Annotated in this window: 18 protein-coding genes; 11 read left to right on the top strand and 7 right to left on the bottom strand. The window is 40.6% G+C overall.

What is annotated here, in order from left to right:
• Positions 1–74 precede the first annotated feature (74 nt).
• From BQ5796_RS05120 to BQ5796_RS05135, 5 genes are all read left to right on the top strand, one after another.
• The gene (locus BQ5796_RS05120; protein ID WP_074033901.1) at positions 75–3,350 is read left to right on the top strand and encodes an efflux RND transporter permease subunit; all 3,276 of its coding nucleotides are present in this window, start codon (positions 75–77) and stop codon (positions 3,348–3,350) included.
• A gap of 83 nt (positions 3,351–3,433) precedes the next feature.
• Positions 3,434–4,975 carry an aldehyde dehydrogenase family protein gene (locus tag BQ5796_RS05125; RefSeq protein WP_071459246.1) on the top strand — a complete coding sequence of 514 codons (1,542 nt, stop codon included), beginning with the start codon at positions 3,434–3,436 and terminating at the stop codon, positions 4,973–4,975.
• A 259-nt stretch (positions 4,976–5,234) separates the two neighbouring features.
• Positions 5,235–5,396, top strand: coding sequence for a hypothetical protein (locus tag BQ5796_RS18060; protein WP_159430980.1), 162 nt, complete (start codon positions 5,235–5,237; stop codon positions 5,394–5,396).
• 199 nt (positions 5,397–5,595) lie between these two features.
• Complete coding sequence (gene sigI / locus BQ5796_RS05130) at positions 5,596–6,360, top strand: RNA polymerase sigma factor SigI (protein WP_071459247.1); 765 nt, start codon at positions 5,596–5,598, stop codon at positions 6,358–6,360.
• Entirely contained in the window at positions 6,338–7,513 is a 1,176-nt protein-coding gene (locus tag BQ5796_RS05135) for an anti-sigma-I factor RsgI family protein (protein ID WP_071459248.1), read from the top strand. The genes sigI and BQ5796_RS05135 overlap by 23 nt, the downstream gene beginning before the upstream one ends.
• 48 nt (positions 7,514–7,561) lie before the next feature.
• Here the strand turns inward: BQ5796_RS05135 and BQ5796_RS05140 are convergent, their stop codons facing one another.
• Positions 7,562–7,762 (bottom strand): alpha/beta-type small acid-soluble spore protein, encoded by a 201-nt coding sequence (locus tag BQ5796_RS05140; RefSeq protein ID WP_071459249.1) that lies wholly within the window; start codon positions 7,760–7,762, stop codon positions 7,562–7,564.
• Positions 7,763–7,961: 199 nt separating this feature from the next.
• Here BQ5796_RS05140 and BQ5796_RS05145 point away from each other — a divergent pair, with 199 nt between their 5' ends.
• Positions 7,962–9,317, top strand: a complete 1,356-nt coding sequence (locus BQ5796_RS05145) for a TrkH family potassium uptake protein (protein WP_071459250.1) — start codon at positions 7,962–7,964, stop codon at positions 9,315–9,317.
• On the opposite strand, the gene BQ5796_RS05150 is transcribed toward BQ5796_RS05145, so the two are convergent.
• Entirely contained in the window at positions 9,318–9,671 is a 354-nt protein-coding gene (locus BQ5796_RS05150; protein ID WP_071459251.1) for a DUF3905 domain-containing protein, read from the bottom strand.
• 155 nt (positions 9,672–9,826) lie between these two features.
• On the opposite strand from BQ5796_RS05150, the gene BQ5796_RS18260 reads away from it, so the two are divergent.
• Positions 9,827–9,988 carry a hypothetical protein gene (locus BQ5796_RS18260; RefSeq protein ID WP_200792866.1) on the top strand — a complete coding sequence of 54 codons (162 nt, stop codon included), beginning with the start codon at positions 9,827–9,829 and terminating at the stop codon, positions 9,986–9,988.
• Positions 9,988–10,140, top strand: a complete 153-nt coding sequence (locus tag BQ5796_RS18065) for a hypothetical protein (RefSeq protein ID WP_159430981.1) — start codon at positions 9,988–9,990, stop codon at positions 10,138–10,140. Before BQ5796_RS18260 ends, BQ5796_RS18065 begins: the two co-directional genes overlap by 1 nt.
• Before the next feature lie 37 nt (positions 10,141–10,177).
• Here the strand turns inward: BQ5796_RS18065 and BQ5796_RS05160 are convergent, their stop codons facing one another.
• Both BQ5796_RS05160 and BQ5796_RS05165 read right to left on the bottom strand, forming a co-directional pair.
• Positions 10,178–11,917, bottom strand: a complete 1,740-nt coding sequence (locus tag BQ5796_RS05160; protein ID WP_071459253.1) for a B12-binding domain-containing radical SAM protein — start codon at positions 11,915–11,917, stop codon at positions 10,178–10,180.
• A gap of 116 nt (positions 11,918–12,033) precedes the next feature.
• Entirely contained in the window at positions 12,034–13,077 is a 1,044-nt protein-coding gene (locus tag BQ5796_RS05165; protein ID WP_071459254.1) for an acyltransferase family protein, read from the bottom strand.
• Positions 13,078–13,451: 374 nt separating this feature from the next.
• Between BQ5796_RS05165 and BQ5796_RS05170 the strand changes: the two genes are divergently transcribed.
• Positions 13,452–13,958, top strand: a complete 507-nt coding sequence (locus BQ5796_RS05170) for a methylated-DNA--[protein]-cysteine S-methyltransferase (RefSeq protein WP_346190280.1) — start codon at positions 13,452–13,454, stop codon at positions 13,956–13,958.
• A gap of 66 nt (positions 13,959–14,024) precedes the next feature.
• On the opposite strand, the gene BQ5796_RS05175 is transcribed toward BQ5796_RS05170, so the two are convergent.
• Positions 14,025–14,807: a carbon-nitrogen family hydrolase gene (locus BQ5796_RS05175; RefSeq protein WP_428839288.1), complete on the bottom strand. Its 783-nt coding sequence runs from the start codon at positions 14,805–14,807 to the stop codon at positions 14,025–14,027.
• Positions 14,808–15,305: 498 nt separating this feature from the next.
• Here BQ5796_RS05175 and BQ5796_RS05180 point away from each other — a divergent pair, with 498 nt between their 5' ends.
• Positions 15,306–15,554 (top strand): aspartyl-phosphate phosphatase Spo0E family protein, encoded by a 249-nt coding sequence (locus BQ5796_RS05180; protein WP_083413048.1) that lies wholly within the window; start codon positions 15,306–15,308, stop codon positions 15,552–15,554.
• A gap of 210 nt (positions 15,555–15,764) precedes the next feature.
• Here the strand turns inward: BQ5796_RS05180 and BQ5796_RS05185 are convergent, their stop codons facing one another.
• Positions 15,765–16,658: a putative RNA methyltransferase gene (locus BQ5796_RS05185; protein WP_234969309.1), complete on the bottom strand. Its 894-nt coding sequence runs from the start codon at positions 16,656–16,658 to the stop codon at positions 15,765–15,767.
• A 348-nt stretch (positions 16,659–17,006) separates the two neighbouring features.
• Positions 17,007–18,242 carry an MFS transporter gene (locus tag BQ5796_RS05190; RefSeq protein WP_071459256.1) on the bottom strand — a complete coding sequence of 412 codons (1,236 nt, stop codon included), beginning with the start codon at positions 18,240–18,242 and terminating at the stop codon, positions 17,007–17,009.
• 172 nt (positions 18,243–18,414) lie between these two features.
• Here BQ5796_RS05190 and BQ5796_RS05195 point away from each other — a divergent pair, with 172 nt between their 5' ends.
• A complete protein-coding gene (locus BQ5796_RS05195) occupies positions 18,415–18,855 on the top strand; it encodes a MarR family winged helix-turn-helix transcriptional regulator (protein WP_071459257.1) in 441 nt (146 codons plus the stop codon).
• Positions 18,856–18,916: the final 61 nt, after the last annotated feature.

Consider the following 18,916-nt stretch of genomic DNA (forward strand, 5'->3'; position numbering starts at 1 on the left):
CAAGTATTAAGCATGGAAGGAATAGGATGAATCGATTACAATAGATGTTGCAGTAGTCTGAAAGGAGCTAGGTTATGAAAATAAGCGATTTTTCGATCAGGAGACCGGTCTTTACCATTGTGACCATGTTTCTTGTTCTTGTCCTAGGAGCAGTTTCGCTCTTGAATATTCCTCTTAAACTCATTCCTGAAATTACTCCTCCTGTGGGAGTAGTGGTAACAAACTATAGCGGTGCAAGCCCTCAGGAGGTTGTCGAAAAAGTAACGAAACCGCTAGAAGCGAATCTAGCAACCACTCCCGGTATCAAGACGATGACTTCGACTTCCCAGGAAGGATCTAATCTTATCCTGATGGAGTTTTCCTGGTCGACGGATATCGAAGAAGTACAGGATGAAATATTGCAAAGGATCGACTCAGCTCAGCTTCCTGATGATTCGGAAAAGCCAAGGTTTCTAAAGTTCGATCCATCCCAGTTTCCAATCATTCAGCTCTCTCTCCGCTCAGATGGAAACAGCGATGTTCTCAGGGAACTTGCAGAAGACTTAAAGCTTCAGCTCTCAAAAGTAGATGGTGTGGCGAGTGTCAACCTGTCGGGTACCTCAGTGAAAGAGGTGAAGGTAGGCCTTGATCAAGAAAAATTAAAGCTTTATCGATTAAGTCAGTCTGAAGTCGTGAATATAATCCGAGCGAACAATGTATCCATGCCTGGAGATCCTATTTTGACAGAAGGAAAAGAACTCACGACAAGAATCATCAGCTCGATGGATTCCATTGACAGCTTGAAGAATCTCGCCGTGACAAGTGAACCACAGACAGGAAAAAAAATTCTTCTTTCCGACATTGCAAATGTCTCGCTTGAGAAGAAGGATGATCGTACCATTACGCGAACAAATCAATCGCCTTCGGTTCTCTTGAGCGTGCTTCAGCAATCCGATGCTAACACAGCTGCCGTCTCTAAGGATTTTACGCAAGAGCTTGAGAAGCTGTTGAAGAAGGATAAATACGATGGAATAGAATCAGAGGTAATGTTTGATCAGGGGGATTATATAAAGCTTGCAATCGGAAATATTTCTAACTCGCTTTATGTTGGCGGAGCTCTTGCGATGGTTGTGCTTTTCCTCTTCCTGCGTAACGTAAAAAGCCCGCTGATCATCGGAGTGGCAATTCCTTATTCTGTTATTTTTACGTTTGTGCTAATGTTTTTCTCCGATTTTACACTTAACATTATGACTCTTGGGGGCCTTGCACTAGGCATTGGAATGCTTGTAGATAACGCCATTGTGGTAATAGAGAATATTTATCGGCACCTTTCGATGGGAAAAGATTCAAAAAAGGCAGCCTTCGATGGCACGAAGGAGGTAGGCGGAGCAATCACAGCCTCAACGCTTACTACTGTTGCCGTTTTCTTGCCAGTCGTTTTTATCTCCGGGATCATTGGTGAATTGTTTACTGAATTTGCTATGACTATCTCGTTCAGCCTATTGGCATCGTTAATCGTAGCGCTGACTGTCATACCAATGCTCGCAGGCCGGCTTTTGAAAGCACCTAAAAAAAACATGGAAGCGAGAAGGCAACGTTCAAAGCCGATGCGCTTTCTTGAGAATGCCATCCGCTGGAGTTTGAGACACCGAGCAATTCTTTTGGTTTCCACCCTTGTATTGCTTATTGCAGGCGGAATTGGTCTTACTAGGGTTGGAACACAATTTTTGCCGCCTTCAGATGAAGGATTCTTTACTGTCAGCGTAAAACTGGAAAACGGTTCAGCACTTTCTGAAACAGAAAAAGTGATGAAGACACTTGAAGAGAGACTGAAAAAAGAAAAAGACGCTGAAGTTTATGTTTCTCTTATTGGAACTACTCAGGAATCATCTTTTAGAGGCTCTACTGAGTCAAAAGTAGGAGAACTATACGTAAAGATGAAGGAACTGAAGGATAGGAAAAGAAGTACATTTGAGTTTGTGGACGACGTAAAGAAAGATATGGAGAAGGCTGCAAAGGCTGCCAATCCAACTGCTGAAGTTTCTTTTAGTATGCAGTCTACTAGTGGCTCGAGTCCCAATACCCTTACTTTCAGCGTAAAGGATACGGACAAGAAACGTCTAGATGAAGCAATTGACAGCATCTATCAGGCTCTGCGGAATCTTGAAGATGTTAATGAACTTTCCACAGATAGAATGGATGAAGTGGAAGAAGTGCAAATCAATATAAACCGTGAGAAAACCCTTGCACAAGGATTGCTTCCAGCCCAAATTGCGCAAGTTGTCAACGATGTTACTAGGGGAAGTATGGCAACGCAACTAGTGGATGAGAATGGTTCTGTCAACGGAGTGATTGTCGAATATGACAAGAAGGTCACAGAAAATATTGATGGACTGAAAGGATTGCAAATCAAAAAGAGTGACGGAAGTTATATTCCGCTGGAAGCTGTTGCAGATATCGTGAAGGGTAGCGGTCCTGTGAGTATTCAGAGAATAAACCAACAGGATGCTGTTCAATTCACACTAAAGTATAAGTCTTCCACAAACCTTGGCCAGATTTCGAAAAAAGTAGATAAAAAGATCGAAAAATTAAATCTTGACGAAGGTACAGAGGTTACTTTTAGCGGTGATAGGGAGCTGCTAGAGTCCTCCATCGATGATTTGATGCTTGCACTCGGCTTGTCTGTGTTGTTCGTATATCTTGTAATGGCAGCTCAGTTTGAATCGTTAAAATATCCTTTTGTCATCATGTTTACAATGCCGCTGATGATGATTGGAGTTGGGGCCGCACTTGTCTTCACCAACACACCTGTGAGTCTGACGGCTATTATCGGGGTTATCGTTCTTTCCGGTATTGTCGTAAACAATGCGATTGTTATAGTCGATTATATCAATCAGCGGAAAAGAGCAGGTTTTACGACATATGAAGCAATCATTGATTCGGTAAAAGACAGGGTAAGGCCGATCCTGATGACCGCCTTGACGACAATACTCGGTCTTGTTCCACTAGCTCTCGGGGTTGGAGAGGGAACAGAAATGAACCAGCCGATGGGCATTGTAGTAATTGGGGGGCTTATCAGCAGTACTTTCCTTACGTTGTTTATCATTCCGATCGTATACAGCCTTTTTGATAAAGAGACGAGGAATATGAATAAGATGTATGCGACACCGGATGGTCATCTTGTACCAGGTTACATTCTAAAAGGCAAAAAGCGGTATGTACCAGAGGAACTCCGCAGAGGTGCAGAAGAAAGTGATAGGAATGAGACCGCTTTGGAAGAACGGTATGGGAAATATTCAAAAGAGGAAATGGCAGTTATGCTCGAAGAACTGAAAAGGTTATTACAAGACGGCACCGGAAAAAGTAATTAGTCTAGGGGCATCCAGTAAGGCGATTTTTCGCTTATTGGATGCCATTTTAATGTTTTGATAGAAGAGGAAAAGGAGATGTCTCAATGAATGATGTCGAAGATAGAAAAATTCTCTCTGCATACTCACCAGCCACAGGAAAAAAACTTGCAGACATAGAAGTTACACCGTTAGAGCAAGTAGAGTCTTATTATAGAAGGTCTAGGGAGGCATTTGATAGGTGGAGCGGAAACATGACCGAAAGGATAAAGCTTCTGCGAAATTTAAAAAAAGTAATAATAACAGACATGGCCGAAATTGCCAAACAGATTTCGGGTGATACTGGAAAGCCTCTAACAGAAGCTATCGTTGCAGACATTATGCCTACCCTTGATGCAATCGACTATGTAATCCGTCATGGAGAAAAGGAAATAGGCCGGAAAAAAGTAGGTACTCCCCTTTTGTTGATCGGAAAAAAATCCTATATTGAGTATATGCCGAGGGGCGTTGTACTAGTCATATCCCCGTGGAACTATCCATTTCAGCTTGCGATGGTCCCGGTCATAAGTGCTCTTGCTGCTGGGAATACAGTTATCCTTAAACCATCAGAAGTGACGCCAATTGTGGGGAAATGTATGGAGCAGCTATTTAAAAAAGCATGGTATCCGGAAGGGGTAGTTCAAGTTGCTCATGGAGGAAAAGAATTAGGGGCTGCATTTACAAAAGGAAAGCCAGATTATATCTTTTTTACCGGCTCTGTAAGAACCGGTAGGATGATCCAAAAGCAAGCTGCAGAGGACTTAATCCCTACAACCTTGGAGCTGGGCGGTAAGGATCCGATGATTGTCTTTGCGGATGCCAACCTTGAGCGGGCAGCTAAGGGGGCTGCATGGGGAGCTTTCACAAATTGCGGTCAAGTTTGTATGAGTGCAGAGAGATTATATGTGGAAGAAGGGATATTTGATAAATTTCTCGTCCTCTTGAAAAAAGAAGTGGAATCTCTGATCCAAGGTGCTGGAAGTGATGATGACATCGGATCCATGACTTTTCAGGCACAAAAGCACATCGTTCGTGAGCAGTTAGATGAAGCACTTGAGAGGGGAGCTAAAATAGAAATTGGCCAAACACTAGAAAATTGGTCAGAGGATATGTACATAAAGCCGACAATCGTCACAGGTGTTTCACATGATATGAAAATCATTCAGGAAGAGACGTTTGGCCCCCTGCTGCCAGTTGTTCCTTTCCGGTCTGAAGAGGAGGCGGTAGGGTTAGCCAACGGCACAGAATTTGGCCTGAATGCAAGCGTTTGGTCAAAGGATATCGAGAAGGCTAGAAGAGTGGCTTCTAGACTAGTATCAGGTGCTGTTGTTATAAATGATGTCATCGTGACAGTTGCAAATCACGGCCTTCCATTTGGCGGGGCAAAAAAAAGCGGTATTGGACGCTATCATGGGAGCGCTGGATTGCGGATCTTTTGTCATGAGAAAGCAATTGTGGAGGATCGAGGCAGGAGAACGGCTGAAATTCAGTGGTACCCTTACCGGGGTAAGTATTTCTTGTTCTTGAACCTTTTCAAAAGTTATTTCAGTGAAAGAAGAGACTGGGTGACGTTTATTAAAAGTTATATAGCGCTAATTTTGTCACGGTAGGTTTAATGATTTCACTAAAAGTACAGATTTTTGGAGGATCATTAGGACCTGTCTTTTTACCTATGTTTTTTTTAATACCTGGACTGGATATAGGAATGTTCTTACGTGAAATGCGCACCTGATGTAAAAAAGATAAAAAGAAATCAGAATGAACTGGAAAAATAATTTTATTTTTTCACCCCCAAAGCTTTTTCCCTCACCTCGTAACGTTTTAGTGAAAAGCGGCCGCTTACCAACATCATAGGTGGTAGGAAAGAAGATGACATTATGTGAAATGATGAATGCTAGTTTTGAAATAATCGATGAAGAATCTGAAAAGGTTGCCGATAATAAAAAGGATGAAGCTGTAGCGGGTATTGAAAAAGACGATATTGTTGATGATCGTGTGGAGGAAGAAGGTACTAAAACAGTCAAAGAGTAACACCGAAGAAGGCAGCGGGCATGCAGAAAGGGGCCACAGATTAAAGGCAATAAGAATAAATAAACGAAGGCAAAGGGAAGGTTGAACCTCCTTGAACGATAAAATCGGAAGATATCTTCACGGCTATCTTTTCGATGTCGAACCTACATTATGAATTGACACCATATGCTATAATGTGGGGAGGAAAGAGGTGAGACCGATGCTGAGTTTATTGTTCTTGGCGAAAAAGCCAAAACTTACGCTAGAAGAAAAGGTCGCCAAGATACAGCGGGGAGACCTGAAACTGAGGGATGATTTAATTCGCTCATATAAACCTTTCATTGCAAAAACAGTATCTTCAGTATGCAAAAGATATATTAGCGATTCTGATGATGAATTTAGTATCGGGCTTATCGCTTTTAACGAGGCTATCCAAAAGTATACTCCTGAAAAAGGGAATTCCCTCCTCAGCTTTGCCGAAGTGCTTGTCAAGCGGAGGGTAATTGATTATATAAGGAAACAGACGAAGAATCAGACGCTTAGCCTGAATGTGACGAATGATTCTTTTGAAGACGATATTCCTAGGAACTCAATTGAAGACGAACTGTCTATAGAGGATTTCAGGAAGAAGAGCGATGAAGAACAGAGAAGGGAAGAAATTATTCAGTTTCAACAAGTATTAAGGGAGTTTGACCTTTCTTTCAGCGATTTAGTCGAGCAATCGCCGAAGCATGCAGATGCCCGCAAGAATGCTATGGAAGTGGCTTGGATCCTTTGTGAAAACGAAAAACTAAGGAATCTGCTACTTGAAAAGAAGCGCCTTCCCATCAAGCAGCTTGAAACGATGGTAGATGTCAGCAGGAAGACCGTAGAACGTAACAGAAAATACATTATTGCCGTCGCACTGATTTTAATTGGGGACTATAATTATTTAAGGGACTACATAAAAGGGGTGCTCGAACATGAGAAAGGGAATCATCCTTGAAGTCAATGATCTTTATGTGACATTGTTGACCCCTGAGGGCGAATTTATGAAAACACGCAAGCTTCGGAAGGAATACCCGCTTGGCGGTGAAATTCAGTTCTTACCGCTGGAGGAGGCAGCTCCTGCAATACGTAAGAAGCGTTTAGCCTTGACTGAAGCCTTTAAGAGGAGTAAAGCTGGGGCTCTCATTTCTGCAGTCATACTATTGTTTGCCTTTTCGGTGCCAATGTTTAACAATAACCAAGTGTATGCATACTTGTCCATTGATGTAAATCCAAGCATAGAAATGGGTTTGAATGAAGACCTCAGAGTTGTAAAAATAAAAGCATACAATGATGATGGAAAAACTGTTCTCTCGGGACTGAAGGAATGGAAAAGCAAAGATGCTAACACTGTTGCAGAAATGCTTCTTGAGCGGATGAAAGAACTTGGATACATGAAGAAGAACCATGATGTTCTGATAGCAACTGTTCCCGCCAAAAAGGGCAAAGCGGATAGCAAGCTGAAAAAGACAGTGAAAAAGATTAAAGCTGTCACTAAGGAAGAGAACCTCCGTGTCACGGTCCTATCTGTTACAGAAAAGGAAAGGGAAATTGCAAAGAGCAAGGGTTTGACACCAGGTTTGTATAAAGAAAACAAGCTTCATAAAGTGAACGAGAAGCATAGCAAAGAGATCCGTTCAAAAGGTTCACAAAACGTGAAGAAGGAAAGGACTCTACAAAAGCCTGCAGGAAACCATGACAAACAGGGCGTAATAGTAACACCACAAGGTTCAAAGGAAGATGATAGCATTCTACGCAAGCAGGGGGAAGCAAGGCGGCCAGATACTTTGAATCCATCTATTCCAAGTGCTCAAGGGAATAATGGCTACTCAAAAGAAGAAACAAACCCAAACCATATTAGCGTTAAAAAGGAAGAGAACAAACAGCCGCCTGGACAAGAAAAGGGCCAGCGGGAGAAAGATGCAAACAAGGCGGGAAAGGGCCTGGCCCCAAGCAACAGAGATTCGGATGGTCCTCGGCCTAAGAATTGGGATAAACCTGGAAATGGATATGGCCGTGACAAAGAGAACAAAGGAAAAGCAAACGGTCAATTCAAGGATAAAAGCAACAAAAAAGGCAATGGACGGGAAAAAAATAAAGGTCACGGTTAATGAGTGAAGTCCGGAACAATTGTTCCGGACTTTTTCCATTGCTCTATATTATTGTTGAGTTCTGCCTGATATTTCAGCTTGTGCCTGACGAACCAGTCTTTTCGTTATTTCTCCTCCAACGGAGCCATTTGCACGGGAGACAGTTTCTGAACCTAGCTGTACACCAAACTCTTGGGCGATTTCATACTTGACTTGATCTAGAAATTGTTCAACTCCAGGTACAAGAAGCTTATTAGAATTGCTTGGCATCATTTTCAACTCCTTGGTCTTTTACCAGAGGATATCCTCTGTACTTTTATTTTCTTCGCTATTCCTTTCTTTCATGCATGGCAAATTTTATTAAGTATTAGAAGTGAGATTATTTAGCTTTAAAAATAAAGTGTGTTGGGCTATTATTGAAATTAATGTTTCTCACTAACATAGGAAGTCTGCAGAAAGGAATTTGAATATGCTGCGTAGTTTAAAAAACAGTGTCAGGCGGATGTCGCCGGCGCAGATGATCATTCTTTACTATTTAGTTGCCGTTCTCATATCGGTGCTGCTCTTAAGACTGCCGTTCTGTATCAAGGAAGGTGTGGAATTGTCTTTCATGGATGCATTGTTTACATCTGTCAGTGCGGTGAGTGTCACAGGGCTTTCAACAGTAAATATTTCAGAGACCTTCACGGTTCCTGGAAACTTTGTGTTAATGTTCGTCTTCCAGTTCGGGGGAATTGGCATCATGACGCTTGGTACTTTTTTCTGGCTCATTCTTAGGAAGAAAATTGGCTTGAGGGAACGCAGGCTTATCATGACTGATCAAAACCAGACAGGCTTGTCAGGTATGGTTAAACACTTAAAAAGTATTCTCGTATTAATCCTGCTAATTGAGCTGATTGGTGCTATCATTCTTGGTACCTATTTCCTCAATTATTATCCTGATTGGAAGGAAGCTTACCTACATGGTTTGTTCCTAGCTATCAGCTCCACCACGAATGCGGGCTTTGATATAACTGGTGCTTCCCTTCTTCCCTTTTCGCATGATTATTTCATTCAGTCAGTGACAATGGTACTCATCATAGCGGGAGCAATTGGTTTCCCAGTTCTCATTGAATTGAAGGAATTTATCAAGAATAGGCGCAAAGATCGGCGAACAAGACTTAGTCTGTTCACTAAGATTACGACTGTTACCTTTATGGGTCTCCTCGTGTTTGGAACGATGGCAATTTTCTTTTTGGAAATGAACGGGCATTTTCGTGGTATGGAATGGCATGAAGCATTCTTCTATTCGCTCTTTCAATCTGTCAGTACAAGAAGCGCCGGACTTGCTACGATGGACATGAACGATTTTTCTATTCCGACCCTTTTAGTGGTTAGCGGCCTGATTTTCATTGGTGCCTCACCCAGCTCTGTCGGGGGCGGTATCCGGACGACGACATTCGCTTTGAACTTATTATTCCTGTATCATTACGGACGAGGAAACAGGTCAATCAAGCTATTCAGACGCGAGCTGATGGAAGAGGATATTATAAAATCGATGGTGGTCACCATAATGGCATTAATTCTCTGTTTTGTAGCAACAATGGTGTTGACCATCACAGAAAAATTCACACTTATTTCCATTATTTTTGAAGTTGCGTCTGCTTTCGGAACAAGCGGCCTTTCTATGGGGATAACCTCCGAGCTAAGCAATATTGGAAAAATGGTCGTCATGATCCTTATGTTTATAGGCAGGGTAGGGATTGTTTCTTTTCTTGTTTCAATGGCAGGTAAGAGTAAAAGCTCTAATTACCATTATCCAAAGGAAAAAGTCATTATCGGTTGATCAATCCTGTCCTTTGCTTGCATCAATTGTCGGGTGCATGAAGGGATAAGCCTGAGGTTTTTTCAAGCTTTCAAGAAGTTCCTTGTTTTCTGTCGTATTCCACCCAATATCGTTAGTTGGATGCACCCATTCATCACCTGACATGATTTCCGGGTCTGTATCTTCTGTCCAATTTTCCAATGGGGAGTCAGCGGATGCATAGAAGCTGTCACCGATTACTACTCCATGGCTATTTACAAAAGGTTCTTGAAGCCTCATCCCTGTTTCCTTAAAACTTGGAGCATTCATTTGGTGGGGAAGTGTTTCGTCAATACCTAGATTATCCTTATGAAGTCGTTTCTTTTTTTGATCCATTATATCCATCCTTCTTTTTTTCTTTATTGTTTGACCGGCTCTTTGTTTTTATGAAACATTTTCAAAGCTTTTCGCTTGAAACCTTTTCCGCACATAATTACTTTTCAGCTGTTAAGGATAAAAAGGCACGAACATTAGCGAAAGGGCGGGATACAGTGGCAAAGCGAAAAGCAGAAAGCAACGCAATCGAAAAATATACGAAAACACCGAACAAGAATATTAATGAGTCCCATTTTACACCAGAGTTTGCCCATGGCGAGGATGAAGGAAAGTTTGCGAACAGGAACTCCAAGCATGGTCGTGAAGGAAGATCCTGATGGAGAATAAAGCTAAAAAAAAGAAAGATGTTCCGGGGGCCAATGCAGAATTTGGTATGGAATTTGGAGATGTTAACACTTTTAAAGTTTTTGAGCATCCGTTTCCTAAGAAAAAAAGAAAAAAGGAACATAAAAAGAGGCCAGGAATGTGATATTCCAGGCCTTTTTTCGATTCGATGTTGTTTTACTTCAAACTTGCTGATGTATAGTGGTATAGACTTCTGGAGCTTCATGACCACTATGGAAATGGATAAGCAAAAGTGATGGAACCCTCTTCACTACATGACTAATTAGGTATTCCTCCAAGTCGAAAGAAATTTCTTCTATAACGGTATGCTTTTGCATTTCCTTTTCGCTCAGGTTTTCAAGACTTGGAAACTTCTTTGTACTGAGAAGAGATTTATGAAGGGCGGAGCGGGTTTGCTTATCTTGAGAAGTCTCCCACCAATATTTCCTAGGACGTTGTTTTTTACCGGAAAGATAATCATACTTCATTAATCCTTCAATCACATCAAGATTTTCTATTTTATTAGACTCTAGGAATTTGAAGAGTCTGCGGAAAAGGTCCTCAAGCTGATGCCCGATTCGTGACCAACCTTGATTCTCCCAGTAAGAGCCGAATTCTTGGAAGAAATCGAAAGGCGTAGAGAATGTGTTTTTTACAAGATATTCTATTGTATGATCCATACGATGATCATTCCAATATTTTTCCAAAACGTCTTCTACTTGCTTGATTCTAATAATATCATTGAAATCCAAGACATTATTGCCAAGTATTTCGTACGGAGGAGTATCCATAAAAACATAATGATGGTCTTTGGCTCGCAGCCGAAGACCTGTGCCGCGGAGCATTTTCAAGAATCCAAGCTGTAGTTCCTCAGGACGTAGTGCGAATACATCGTTGAACGTGTTACGGAAGGAGTTATAATCTTCTTCTGGCAAGCCAGCTATGAGGTCGAGATGCTGGTCAATTTTTCTTCCTTCCTTCACCATTGTTACAGTACGCTTTAGCTTCTCAAAATTTTGTCTTCGCATGACCAGTTCATTCGTCTCGTCATTGGTGGATTGGACACCAATCTCAAATCGAAATAGGCCAGGGGGTGCTTCGTTGTTGAGAAACTGTATTACCTCGGGTCTCATGATGTCGGCAGTAATTTCGAATTGAAAAACGGTTCCTGGAAGATGTTCATCAATCAGGAAACGGAACATTTCCATAGCATAACTTCTGCTAATGTTAAAAGTCCTGTCCACAAACTTAATCGTCCTAGCTCCATGCGACATAAGATAACGTATATCTTCTTTGATTTTTTCACGATCAAAGTACCGCACTCCAACTTCAATAGAGGATAGACAGAACTGGCAGCTAAAAGGGCAGCCCCTGCTAGTTTCCACATAAGTTACTCTTTTTGATAATTCCTCCCTATCCTCTGGGAAGCGATAAGGTGAAGGCATTTCTTTTAAATCCAGCTTGTTTCGCTGGGGGTTAACAATGATTTTTCCGTTGCTCCGAAAGCTAATTCCAGGAACCTCTTTATAATCTTTCTCTCCAGCCAATTCATCGAGGAGCTGTTTGAATGTCTGCTCTCCCTCCCCGATCACAATGAAGTCCAATTCTTTATTATTTTCCATCCATTCGGTCACATCGTAGGTTACTTCCGGTCCTCCTGCGACAATAATGATAGAGGGATCGATTTTTTTGATCATCCGAATCACTTTCATTGTTTCTTCGATGTTCCAAATATAGCAGCTGAAACCGAGGACATTTGGTCTCTTTTGGATTAAGTCGGATACGATGTTCAAGACAGGATCCTTAATGGTATATTCAGCAAGTTCTATATGGTATTCTCGTTGGGCATACGCTTTCAAGTATCGTATGGCCAGATTGGTATGAATGTATTTTGCATTTAATGTTGCAATCGTTATATTCATGGCACTAATCTCCTTATTCATCCAAGCTAACAGTTAATTATAGGTGATTATCTATAAAAAAGAAAGTGACCAAATCCGAAAAAAAGGGGCGCCCAATTATTGGACAGCCCCTTGCTTTAACTGCTTAATATTTTTTTTCGATAGGCTTTAATGAATGCAGTTGATTTTGTCAGATAGGTTGTAAATCTTGTCATTTTTAGCTCAATGATAGGCTGGGTGAGAGCTGTTGCTGTTCTGCTTGAAAGAACAAGGGTCAATATTAGAGCAAGGGCTGCAAGCAGAAGGAAATTTTCAGGTTCGCTAAAGTATTCCTTTGCCTTGCTCTCTCGGAAAATCCGAATGAAGAAGCCGTGCAACAGGTACACATAAAGTGTGTTTTTTCCTAGTGATGTAAAGAAATACTGCCTTTTTGGAACTACTGCAAAGAAACTGAACACCATCGCAGTGCTTAATGCATACAAACCTAGTCGGATCAACATACCGGATGCAGCGGATGTTCCCATTGCGGCGTAAGGTTTAGATCCTAAAAGCCATTCGTAATCAATACCTGGAAACAAAGCAAATCCAGTGAAAACTACCGTGAAAGCTAGCAGTGCACCTAGTTTGTAGAAAGGTTTTGTAAGCGTCATTACTTGGTTTTTGTCCATATAATATCCAAGCAAGAACATGGGGAAGAAAACGAATGTCCTAGAAAGGCTAAGCCAGTTTGAAACGCCTTCAAAGTAGCCTGACAGCAGTCCTCCTGCAAGAGCAATACTTAGTCCTATGGCTGGATGAAGCTTTGAAAAACCGATGAGCATAATATTCCAGAAGAAAAGACTAATCAAAAACCATAGTGACCAGTGCGGGTCAAGCGGGCTGACAGTAAGTTGTGACTCATCATTCAAGAAAAAGTAAAATATAGAATAAATTAATTGGAAGATGAGGTAAGGCAAAATGAGCTTCTTCCCAATTTTTGCAATATAACCTTTCTCATTGAAACCCCGTGAGAAAAAGCCAGAGACAAAAATAAATGCTGGCATATGAAAAGTGTAAATTACTTTATAGATATTATAAACGGTGCCATTATCATTTATGAAAGACCGGAGCAGGTGGCCAAACACCACGCAAAATATCAAAATAAATTTGGCATTATCGAAGTAATAATCGCGCTTGTTCATATTTCTCCCCTCATTCCCCTTTTTCTATTCCGTTTTACCCGGGGGGAGAGTGAGGCAAACTGGGCAACTAACACGAACGTTGCCGACGATAAAAAATGTAAAATTCCTGTTATATTTGAAATAGGAATCTAATTAGAAAAAATCAAAGATAGCAAAGGGTTTAGCTCTATCATTTTTCCAGCTAATACATGATTTTTCAGTCTCCAACTTGATTATTTTACAACTACATGACATTTTAAGTTGTAATATTCTCTTGTTGCAGGGGACGAGCCAGCAATTTTTTTCAAAAATCAGAATAGGAAAAACGCAAGAGAAGGAGTACAATAAAATGGAGAGGGAAGGGCCATTTTACAAAAAAAAGGAGTGAAATGACCTTGCGGAAATTTAGGATGTTGGAAAAAACGCCGATTGGTAAGGTATTTTTAGTGGCAGAGGATGAACAAATCGTAGCAGTGCATATCGGAGAGGAAAATTTTCGAAAACATGAAAGTCCCGATTTTGCAGTTGAGGATCGTGATGATCTTCTATTGCAGGAAGGGAAGAAACAGATGATGGAGTATTTTGAGGGCAGCCGCAGAACATTCGACTTGTTGCTTTATTTCGAAGGTACGGACTTTCAAAGAGATGTATGGAATGCTCTGCAAGAGATTCCTTACGGCTGTACGAAAAGCTATCAGGATATTGCAGAACATACAGGCAGACCTAAAGCAGTAAGGGCTGTTGGGCAGGCTAATAAGGCAAACAAGCTGCCTATCTTCATTCCTTGCCACCGGGTCATCGGAAAAAATCACACACTGACAGGATATGCTGGAAGCAGAACGCATATAAAAGAAAAGCTGCTTAACCTTGAGGGCGCAGCTTACCGGGGAGAGAAAGTATAAATTTAATCGTGTTTTTTGAAGAGGGGAGGGCTGGCGCAATGCAGCCCTCTTTTCTCCGTAATAGACTTAATCGTACAATTCTGGCCTTCTGTCTGAAAAAACAGGAATATGTTTTCGAATTTCTTTTACTTTATCAAGATTGATGGAAGCATGGATGATTTCCTCACCTTCACCAGCTTCTGTGAGAACAGCACCCCATGGATTAATGATCATGGAATGTCCTGCAAATACGTTACGAGGATCAGAGCCCGCTCTATTACATGCAATCACATAGCATTGGTTCTCAATTGCTCTTGCGATAAGGAGAGTGCGCCAATGATCCAGCCGTGCCTTTGGCCATTCAGCGACAACAAACAATGCTTCTGTCCCTGTAAGCATTTGGGCGCGAATCCACTCAGGAAACCGGATATCATAGCAAATGACTCCGGCAAAGTTGTGACCATCCATATGAAAGGTGCCTTTCAAATGGCCCGGTGTTAAATATTGATGCTCATCCATAAGGCGAAACAAATGTGTTTTACTGTAAGAAAGTGCATGATGTCCGTCTTTTCGAACAACGAGCATAGTGTTCTCTACACCTTTTTTTGTTTTGTTGGCAACCGAGCCCCCAACGATGTGGATATTTAGTTTTTTTGCCATTTCAGAGAGGAATATTGTGCTCTCAGTTGCTTCTGCGTCGGCAGTCTTGTCTAAGTTTACCAGGTCATAGCCTGTTGTCCATAGTTCTGGTAAAACCGCTATGTCAGCGCCCTGGTCTGCCGCTTCCTTTAAAAGCTTTTCCACTTTTTCTCTGTTCTCTTGGGGACTTCCAAAAATAATATCCATTTGAATGCAAGAAATCTGCGGCACTAATATGTCATCCTTCCTGTTAAATGTTTAGAAAATTTACTCTTTGTCATATTCTTATAGTATAATACTTACAAAGACATTTCCGCATTGTTGAATGGAAAACCTTATGAATAAATAGGATATCGAATATAAATCCCACTTTGATCAATAACAATTACAACATAATCCCGGTAGCACTTGCTATTGGGATTTTTTAATTGGAAGAAAAATACATTCAGTTGAATAAATATACTACCATAATGGTTAATGCGCTTTACTTTGATAATCAGTGTTAATCTCTTCAAATGATACATCAGTTTTATCAAAGTTAGTCATTAATCATTGAGAAGTGAAATGGTTGGTATAGAGCAATTTGTCGAACTGAAAAAGTAACAATTGAAAAAAATGTCTAGTTTTGCGAATCTATTTACATTGATTTGAATTTCTGTAATACTGCTCTAGTAGCCCTTTAAAACTTATTCGAGAATAAAGATGGGGGAATAATAGGAGGAATTGCATGTGCGCGATACAAACAGTGCTCTAATGGAAAAAATCCAGGTGAAGAGGGAAGAAATGATGGCCTGGGCGCGCGCGACTGGGTTAAACAGTGAAGAGACGATACGCTGCAGCCAAGAACTGGACAGGCTTATATATCTGTACCAGGTTTTCTATAAAAGACGGCAGCAACGCAAGCAGAGCGGGCTTATGTTTGTCCGCCAGATGAAACTGCTGATGAACAAGTTTAATAGTCCGGCGCGTATTATTTAATCTACGAGAATATACAGAAAAGTGCTTAAGAGCAGTTGCCATTTGGCAACTGCTCTTTTTAACCCCTTTTTACCTGTCCTGTAGCTGATTTTTATCATATACCGTTGGAACTAGGAAGTGATTGCAATCTACTTATTTGGTAACGCACCTGGTAGTTGAAAAAAACTATTAAGGTAGTATCCTTACGAGGCTACCCTAATAGTCTTTTTTCTAAATTTTGTTTTTACCAATTAATATATCGAAATCTACAGTTATTTGTGCCGTATCTTTATATAAAAAAGATTTTAGTCTTTCCTCTGTTGTTGACCAGGTTAGTGGAGTCATTTGAACCAACCATTCAATTGAAGTTTTATTAAGGTTAATAACATAATTTAACCTTGAGCTTTCTACAAATTGAAAACTCTCTTTAAATCTCTCTACAGTCTCTAAATTAGAGTAATTTTGTTTTTCTTGTTTAAGAAATAGGTGTTCCCTTAACTCTTTTAAGTAACCACTTTGAGGCACAATCTTAATTACAATACCATCTCGTTTCAACAATCTCTTAAATTCGGTATAATTTGAAGGTGACAAGATATTGAGAATAACATCAAACTGTTTATTCTTAAATGGTGTGTTAGCAAGGTCTGCCACAGTCCAAATTTTATTAGGGTAGTTCTTGGAAGCTGCCATAATACCTTCTTTAGAAATATCTATTCCGATCCCTACTATACTTTCGGAAAAGTCAGTCCTAATTATATCGCAAATTTTAGAAAGAGGTGATCCCTCGCCACACCCCGTATCAAGTAAAAAAATTATTTCATTTGACTTAAAAAAACGTTCATTTATAATTTTTGCAATTGCATGGCTTAATGGTTTATAAAACGCACCTTCAGTAATAAGTTTTCTTCGTGCTTCAAAAAGACCTTTGCTGTACTTGGTGTTTCCTGTGTGAGTCGCAAAGTTCAAATATCCTTGCTTAGCAAAATCAAACGTATGGTTATTTGAGCAGATTAAACTTTTAAAATCAATAACCTTCATAGACGATTTACAAATTGGACAAGCAAAAATGGCTGCAAAATTGCTCACATATTTTGCACTCTCTATTCTATTATTCTTTTGTAACAAAGAAGTCACCTCATTCATTCGTTTTGAGATAAATGAAAAAGGCATAGACAAATAAACCCTCATCATATTTTTTAAAAAATATAAGTTGGATTTGAATGTAGTCTATACCTATTTCTATCTGTAACGAATGAATTGAATAATCATTGAAACTAACTCCTTTTTTACATAAATAGGTTTTACTCCCTCATCAAAATAATAACAAGTCTTTATCCTATTTACAATCATATATCAGTTAAATTCACAAAACACATATAAACAAAGAGCTAACCTCATAAATTCCAGTACATAAATAGAATGCAGAAAAGACTGACCCAAAGCAAATCTTAAAGGGTCAGCCTTTATAAATTATTAAATTCTATTCCATTGTGAAAGAGTTCTGTCTGATGGAAGAAACACTGTTAGCAAGCCTAGAACAGGAAGGAATCCTGTTAAAATGATTGTATTGCTCAAATTAATGATATCTGCAAGGTAACCGAGACCAACAGAACCAACAGCACCCATTCCAAATGCTAGTCCAACAGTCAAGCCAGCCATTGTACCGATTTTTCCAGGGATTAGCTCCTGTGCATAGACAACTGTTACAGAGAAACTAAGCATAAGGATGAACCCGCTGAGAATCAAAAGAATAAAGGCTTCTGTGGCCGGAACAAACGGCAGGGCAGACGTAATTGGCAACGCTCCAAGCATCGAAAGCAGTATTATATTCTTCTTCCCGTAACGGTCAGCGAGAGGACCCCCGAAAAAAGTTCCGACCGCTCCGGCTACTAGAAAGGCAAAAAGAAATACTTGTGCTTCTCTAATGGATAGATGATACTTGTCCATGGCAAAGAAGGAATAGAAATTGGTCATTCCCGCAATATACCAAGAGCGAGCGAAGATCAAAAACAGAAGGAGCAGAAGGGCACCCCTTACTGATTTTGCTGTTTCTCTCGTCCGTTTTCGCAAAGCACTGCTGTTCCTCACAGAACGATTTTCCTCCCTGAGTGTTGTGCTATACCAGCTGGCAATATATATGAGCAAGCCTACTGCCAGTGCAGCAACGCCTGCAAAAAAATAAGCCCCTTTTTGTCCAAATGGGACGAGAATCAATGCTGTGATTAAGGGTGCCAGCGCTTGACCTGTGTTTCCGCCTACCTGGTAGATGGATTGTGCAAGTCCCCTGCGGCTTCCAGCTCCCATATATGCTACTTTTGAGCCTTGCGGATGAAAGCCTGCAGAGCCTAGCCCAATAAGTATTACAGAAGTAATAATCATCCCAAAGTTTGGTGCAGCAGCTAGCATAACAACGCCTAATAGCGTAAAGGCAAGTGCAACAGGCAAAGCATATGGCATTGGTCTTTTGTCCGTAACCATTCCGATGACAGGCTGCAGAATGGAGGAAACAATATTAAGGGAAAAAGCAATCATACCCAGCTGTGTGAATGTAAAGCCCATCGATTTTTCTAGTATAGGAAACATTGCTGGAATAACAGCTTGGATGGAATCATTCAATAGGTGGCACATACCAATAATAAAAAGAATTTTATACGCTGTCTTTCCATTCTGAAATTGCTCCGGCCGGATAGCTTCGGCACGTTGACCCATTATAATCGCCTTCTTTTCGTTAATTCGCTATATTAGTAATCTTACAGCAGAATGACAATCAATGAAATGGTTTGTTTTATTACCTAATGGAATCCTATTAATTTCCTTGCTGTAAAAACAAAGCATGATAGGGTATACTGAAAATATCATGAATTAAAGGGAATGAAATTGTATGAGTGAAGAATCAATTCAGACATCGTTAAAATTATTTATTGTCCTTTCAAGGGCACATAGAGCTATAACTGAACGAGTAAATAGAACAATCCAGAAAAACGGACTTAATCCAACCGAGTTTGCGGTACTCGAGCTTTTGTATCATAAGGGTGACCAGCCGCTTCAGCAAATTGGCGGTAAAATTTTACTCGCTAGCGGAAGTATTACCTATGTAGTGGACAAGCTTGAGAAGAAGGAATTGCTGCGAAGAGTTGCCTGTCCGAATGATCGAAGGGTGACTTTTGCCCAAATTACGGAAGAGGGGAAGGCGTTTATGAAAGATATTTTCCCGGAGCACAGCGAAAGCATCGATGAATTGATGAGTGTTCTTTCAGAGGAAGAAAAAGCCACAGCAATTGATTTATTGAAAAAGCTTGGTTTGTCAGCAGGAAAATTTTAAGGGAAAAAAGTCGCCAATCGGGCATAGCAATGCAGCCGAGTGGCGGCTATTTTTATGCGCT

It is taken from the genome of Bacillus massilinigeriensis (genome assembly GCF_900111815.1).
GTDB lineage: Bacteria > Bacillota > Bacilli > Bacillales > Cytobacillaceae > Mesobacillus_C > Mesobacillus_C mediterraneensis.

What these genes read in the sequence shown, in the direction of transcription:
- BQ5796_RS05120 (WP_074033901.1), top strand. Translation starts at nt 75, where the DNA reads ATGAAAATAAGCGATTTTTCGATCAGGAGACCGGTCTTTACCATTGTG.
- BQ5796_RS05125 (WP_071459246.1), top strand. Translation starts at nt 3,434, where the DNA reads ATGAATGATGTCGAAGATAGAAAAATTCTCTCTGCATACTCACCAGCC.
- BQ5796_RS18060 (WP_159430980.1), top strand. Translation starts at nt 5,235, where the DNA reads ATGACATTATGTGAAATGATGAATGCTAGTTTTGAAATAATCGATGAA.
- sigI (WP_071459247.1), top strand. Translation starts at nt 5,596, where the DNA reads ATGCTGAGTTTATTGTTCTTGGCGAAAAAGCCAAAACTTACGCTAGAA.
- BQ5796_RS05135 (WP_071459248.1), top strand. Translation starts at nt 6,338, where the DNA reads ATGAGAAAGGGAATCATCCTTGAAGTCAATGATCTTTATGTGACATTG.
- BQ5796_RS05140 (WP_071459249.1), bottom strand. Translation starts at nt 7,762, where the DNA reads ATGCCAAGCAATTCTAATAAGCTTCTTGTACCTGGAGTTGAACAATTT.
- BQ5796_RS05145 (WP_071459250.1), top strand. Translation starts at nt 7,962, where the DNA reads ATGCTGCGTAGTTTAAAAAACAGTGTCAGGCGGATGTCGCCGGCGCAG.
- BQ5796_RS05150 (WP_071459251.1), bottom strand. Translation starts at nt 9,671, where the DNA reads ATGGATCAAAAAAAGAAACGACTTCATAAGGATAATCTAGGTATTGAC.
- BQ5796_RS18065 (WP_159430981.1), top strand. Translation starts at nt 9,988, where the DNA reads ATGGAGAATAAAGCTAAAAAAAAGAAAGATGTTCCGGGGGCCAATGCA.
- BQ5796_RS05160 (WP_071459253.1), bottom strand. Translation starts at nt 11,917, where the DNA reads ATGAATATAACGATTGCAACATTAAATGCAAAATACATTCATACCAAT.
- BQ5796_RS05165 (WP_071459254.1), bottom strand. Translation starts at nt 13,077, where the DNA reads ATGAACAAGCGCGATTATTACTTCGATAATGCCAAATTTATTTTGATA.
- BQ5796_RS05190 (WP_071459256.1), bottom strand. Translation starts at nt 18,242, where the DNA reads ATGGGTCAACGTGCCGAAGCTATCCGGCCGGAGCAATTTCAGAATGGA.
- BQ5796_RS05195 (WP_071459257.1), top strand. Translation starts at nt 18,415, where the DNA reads ATGAGTGAAGAATCAATTCAGACATCGTTAAAATTATTTATTGTCCTT.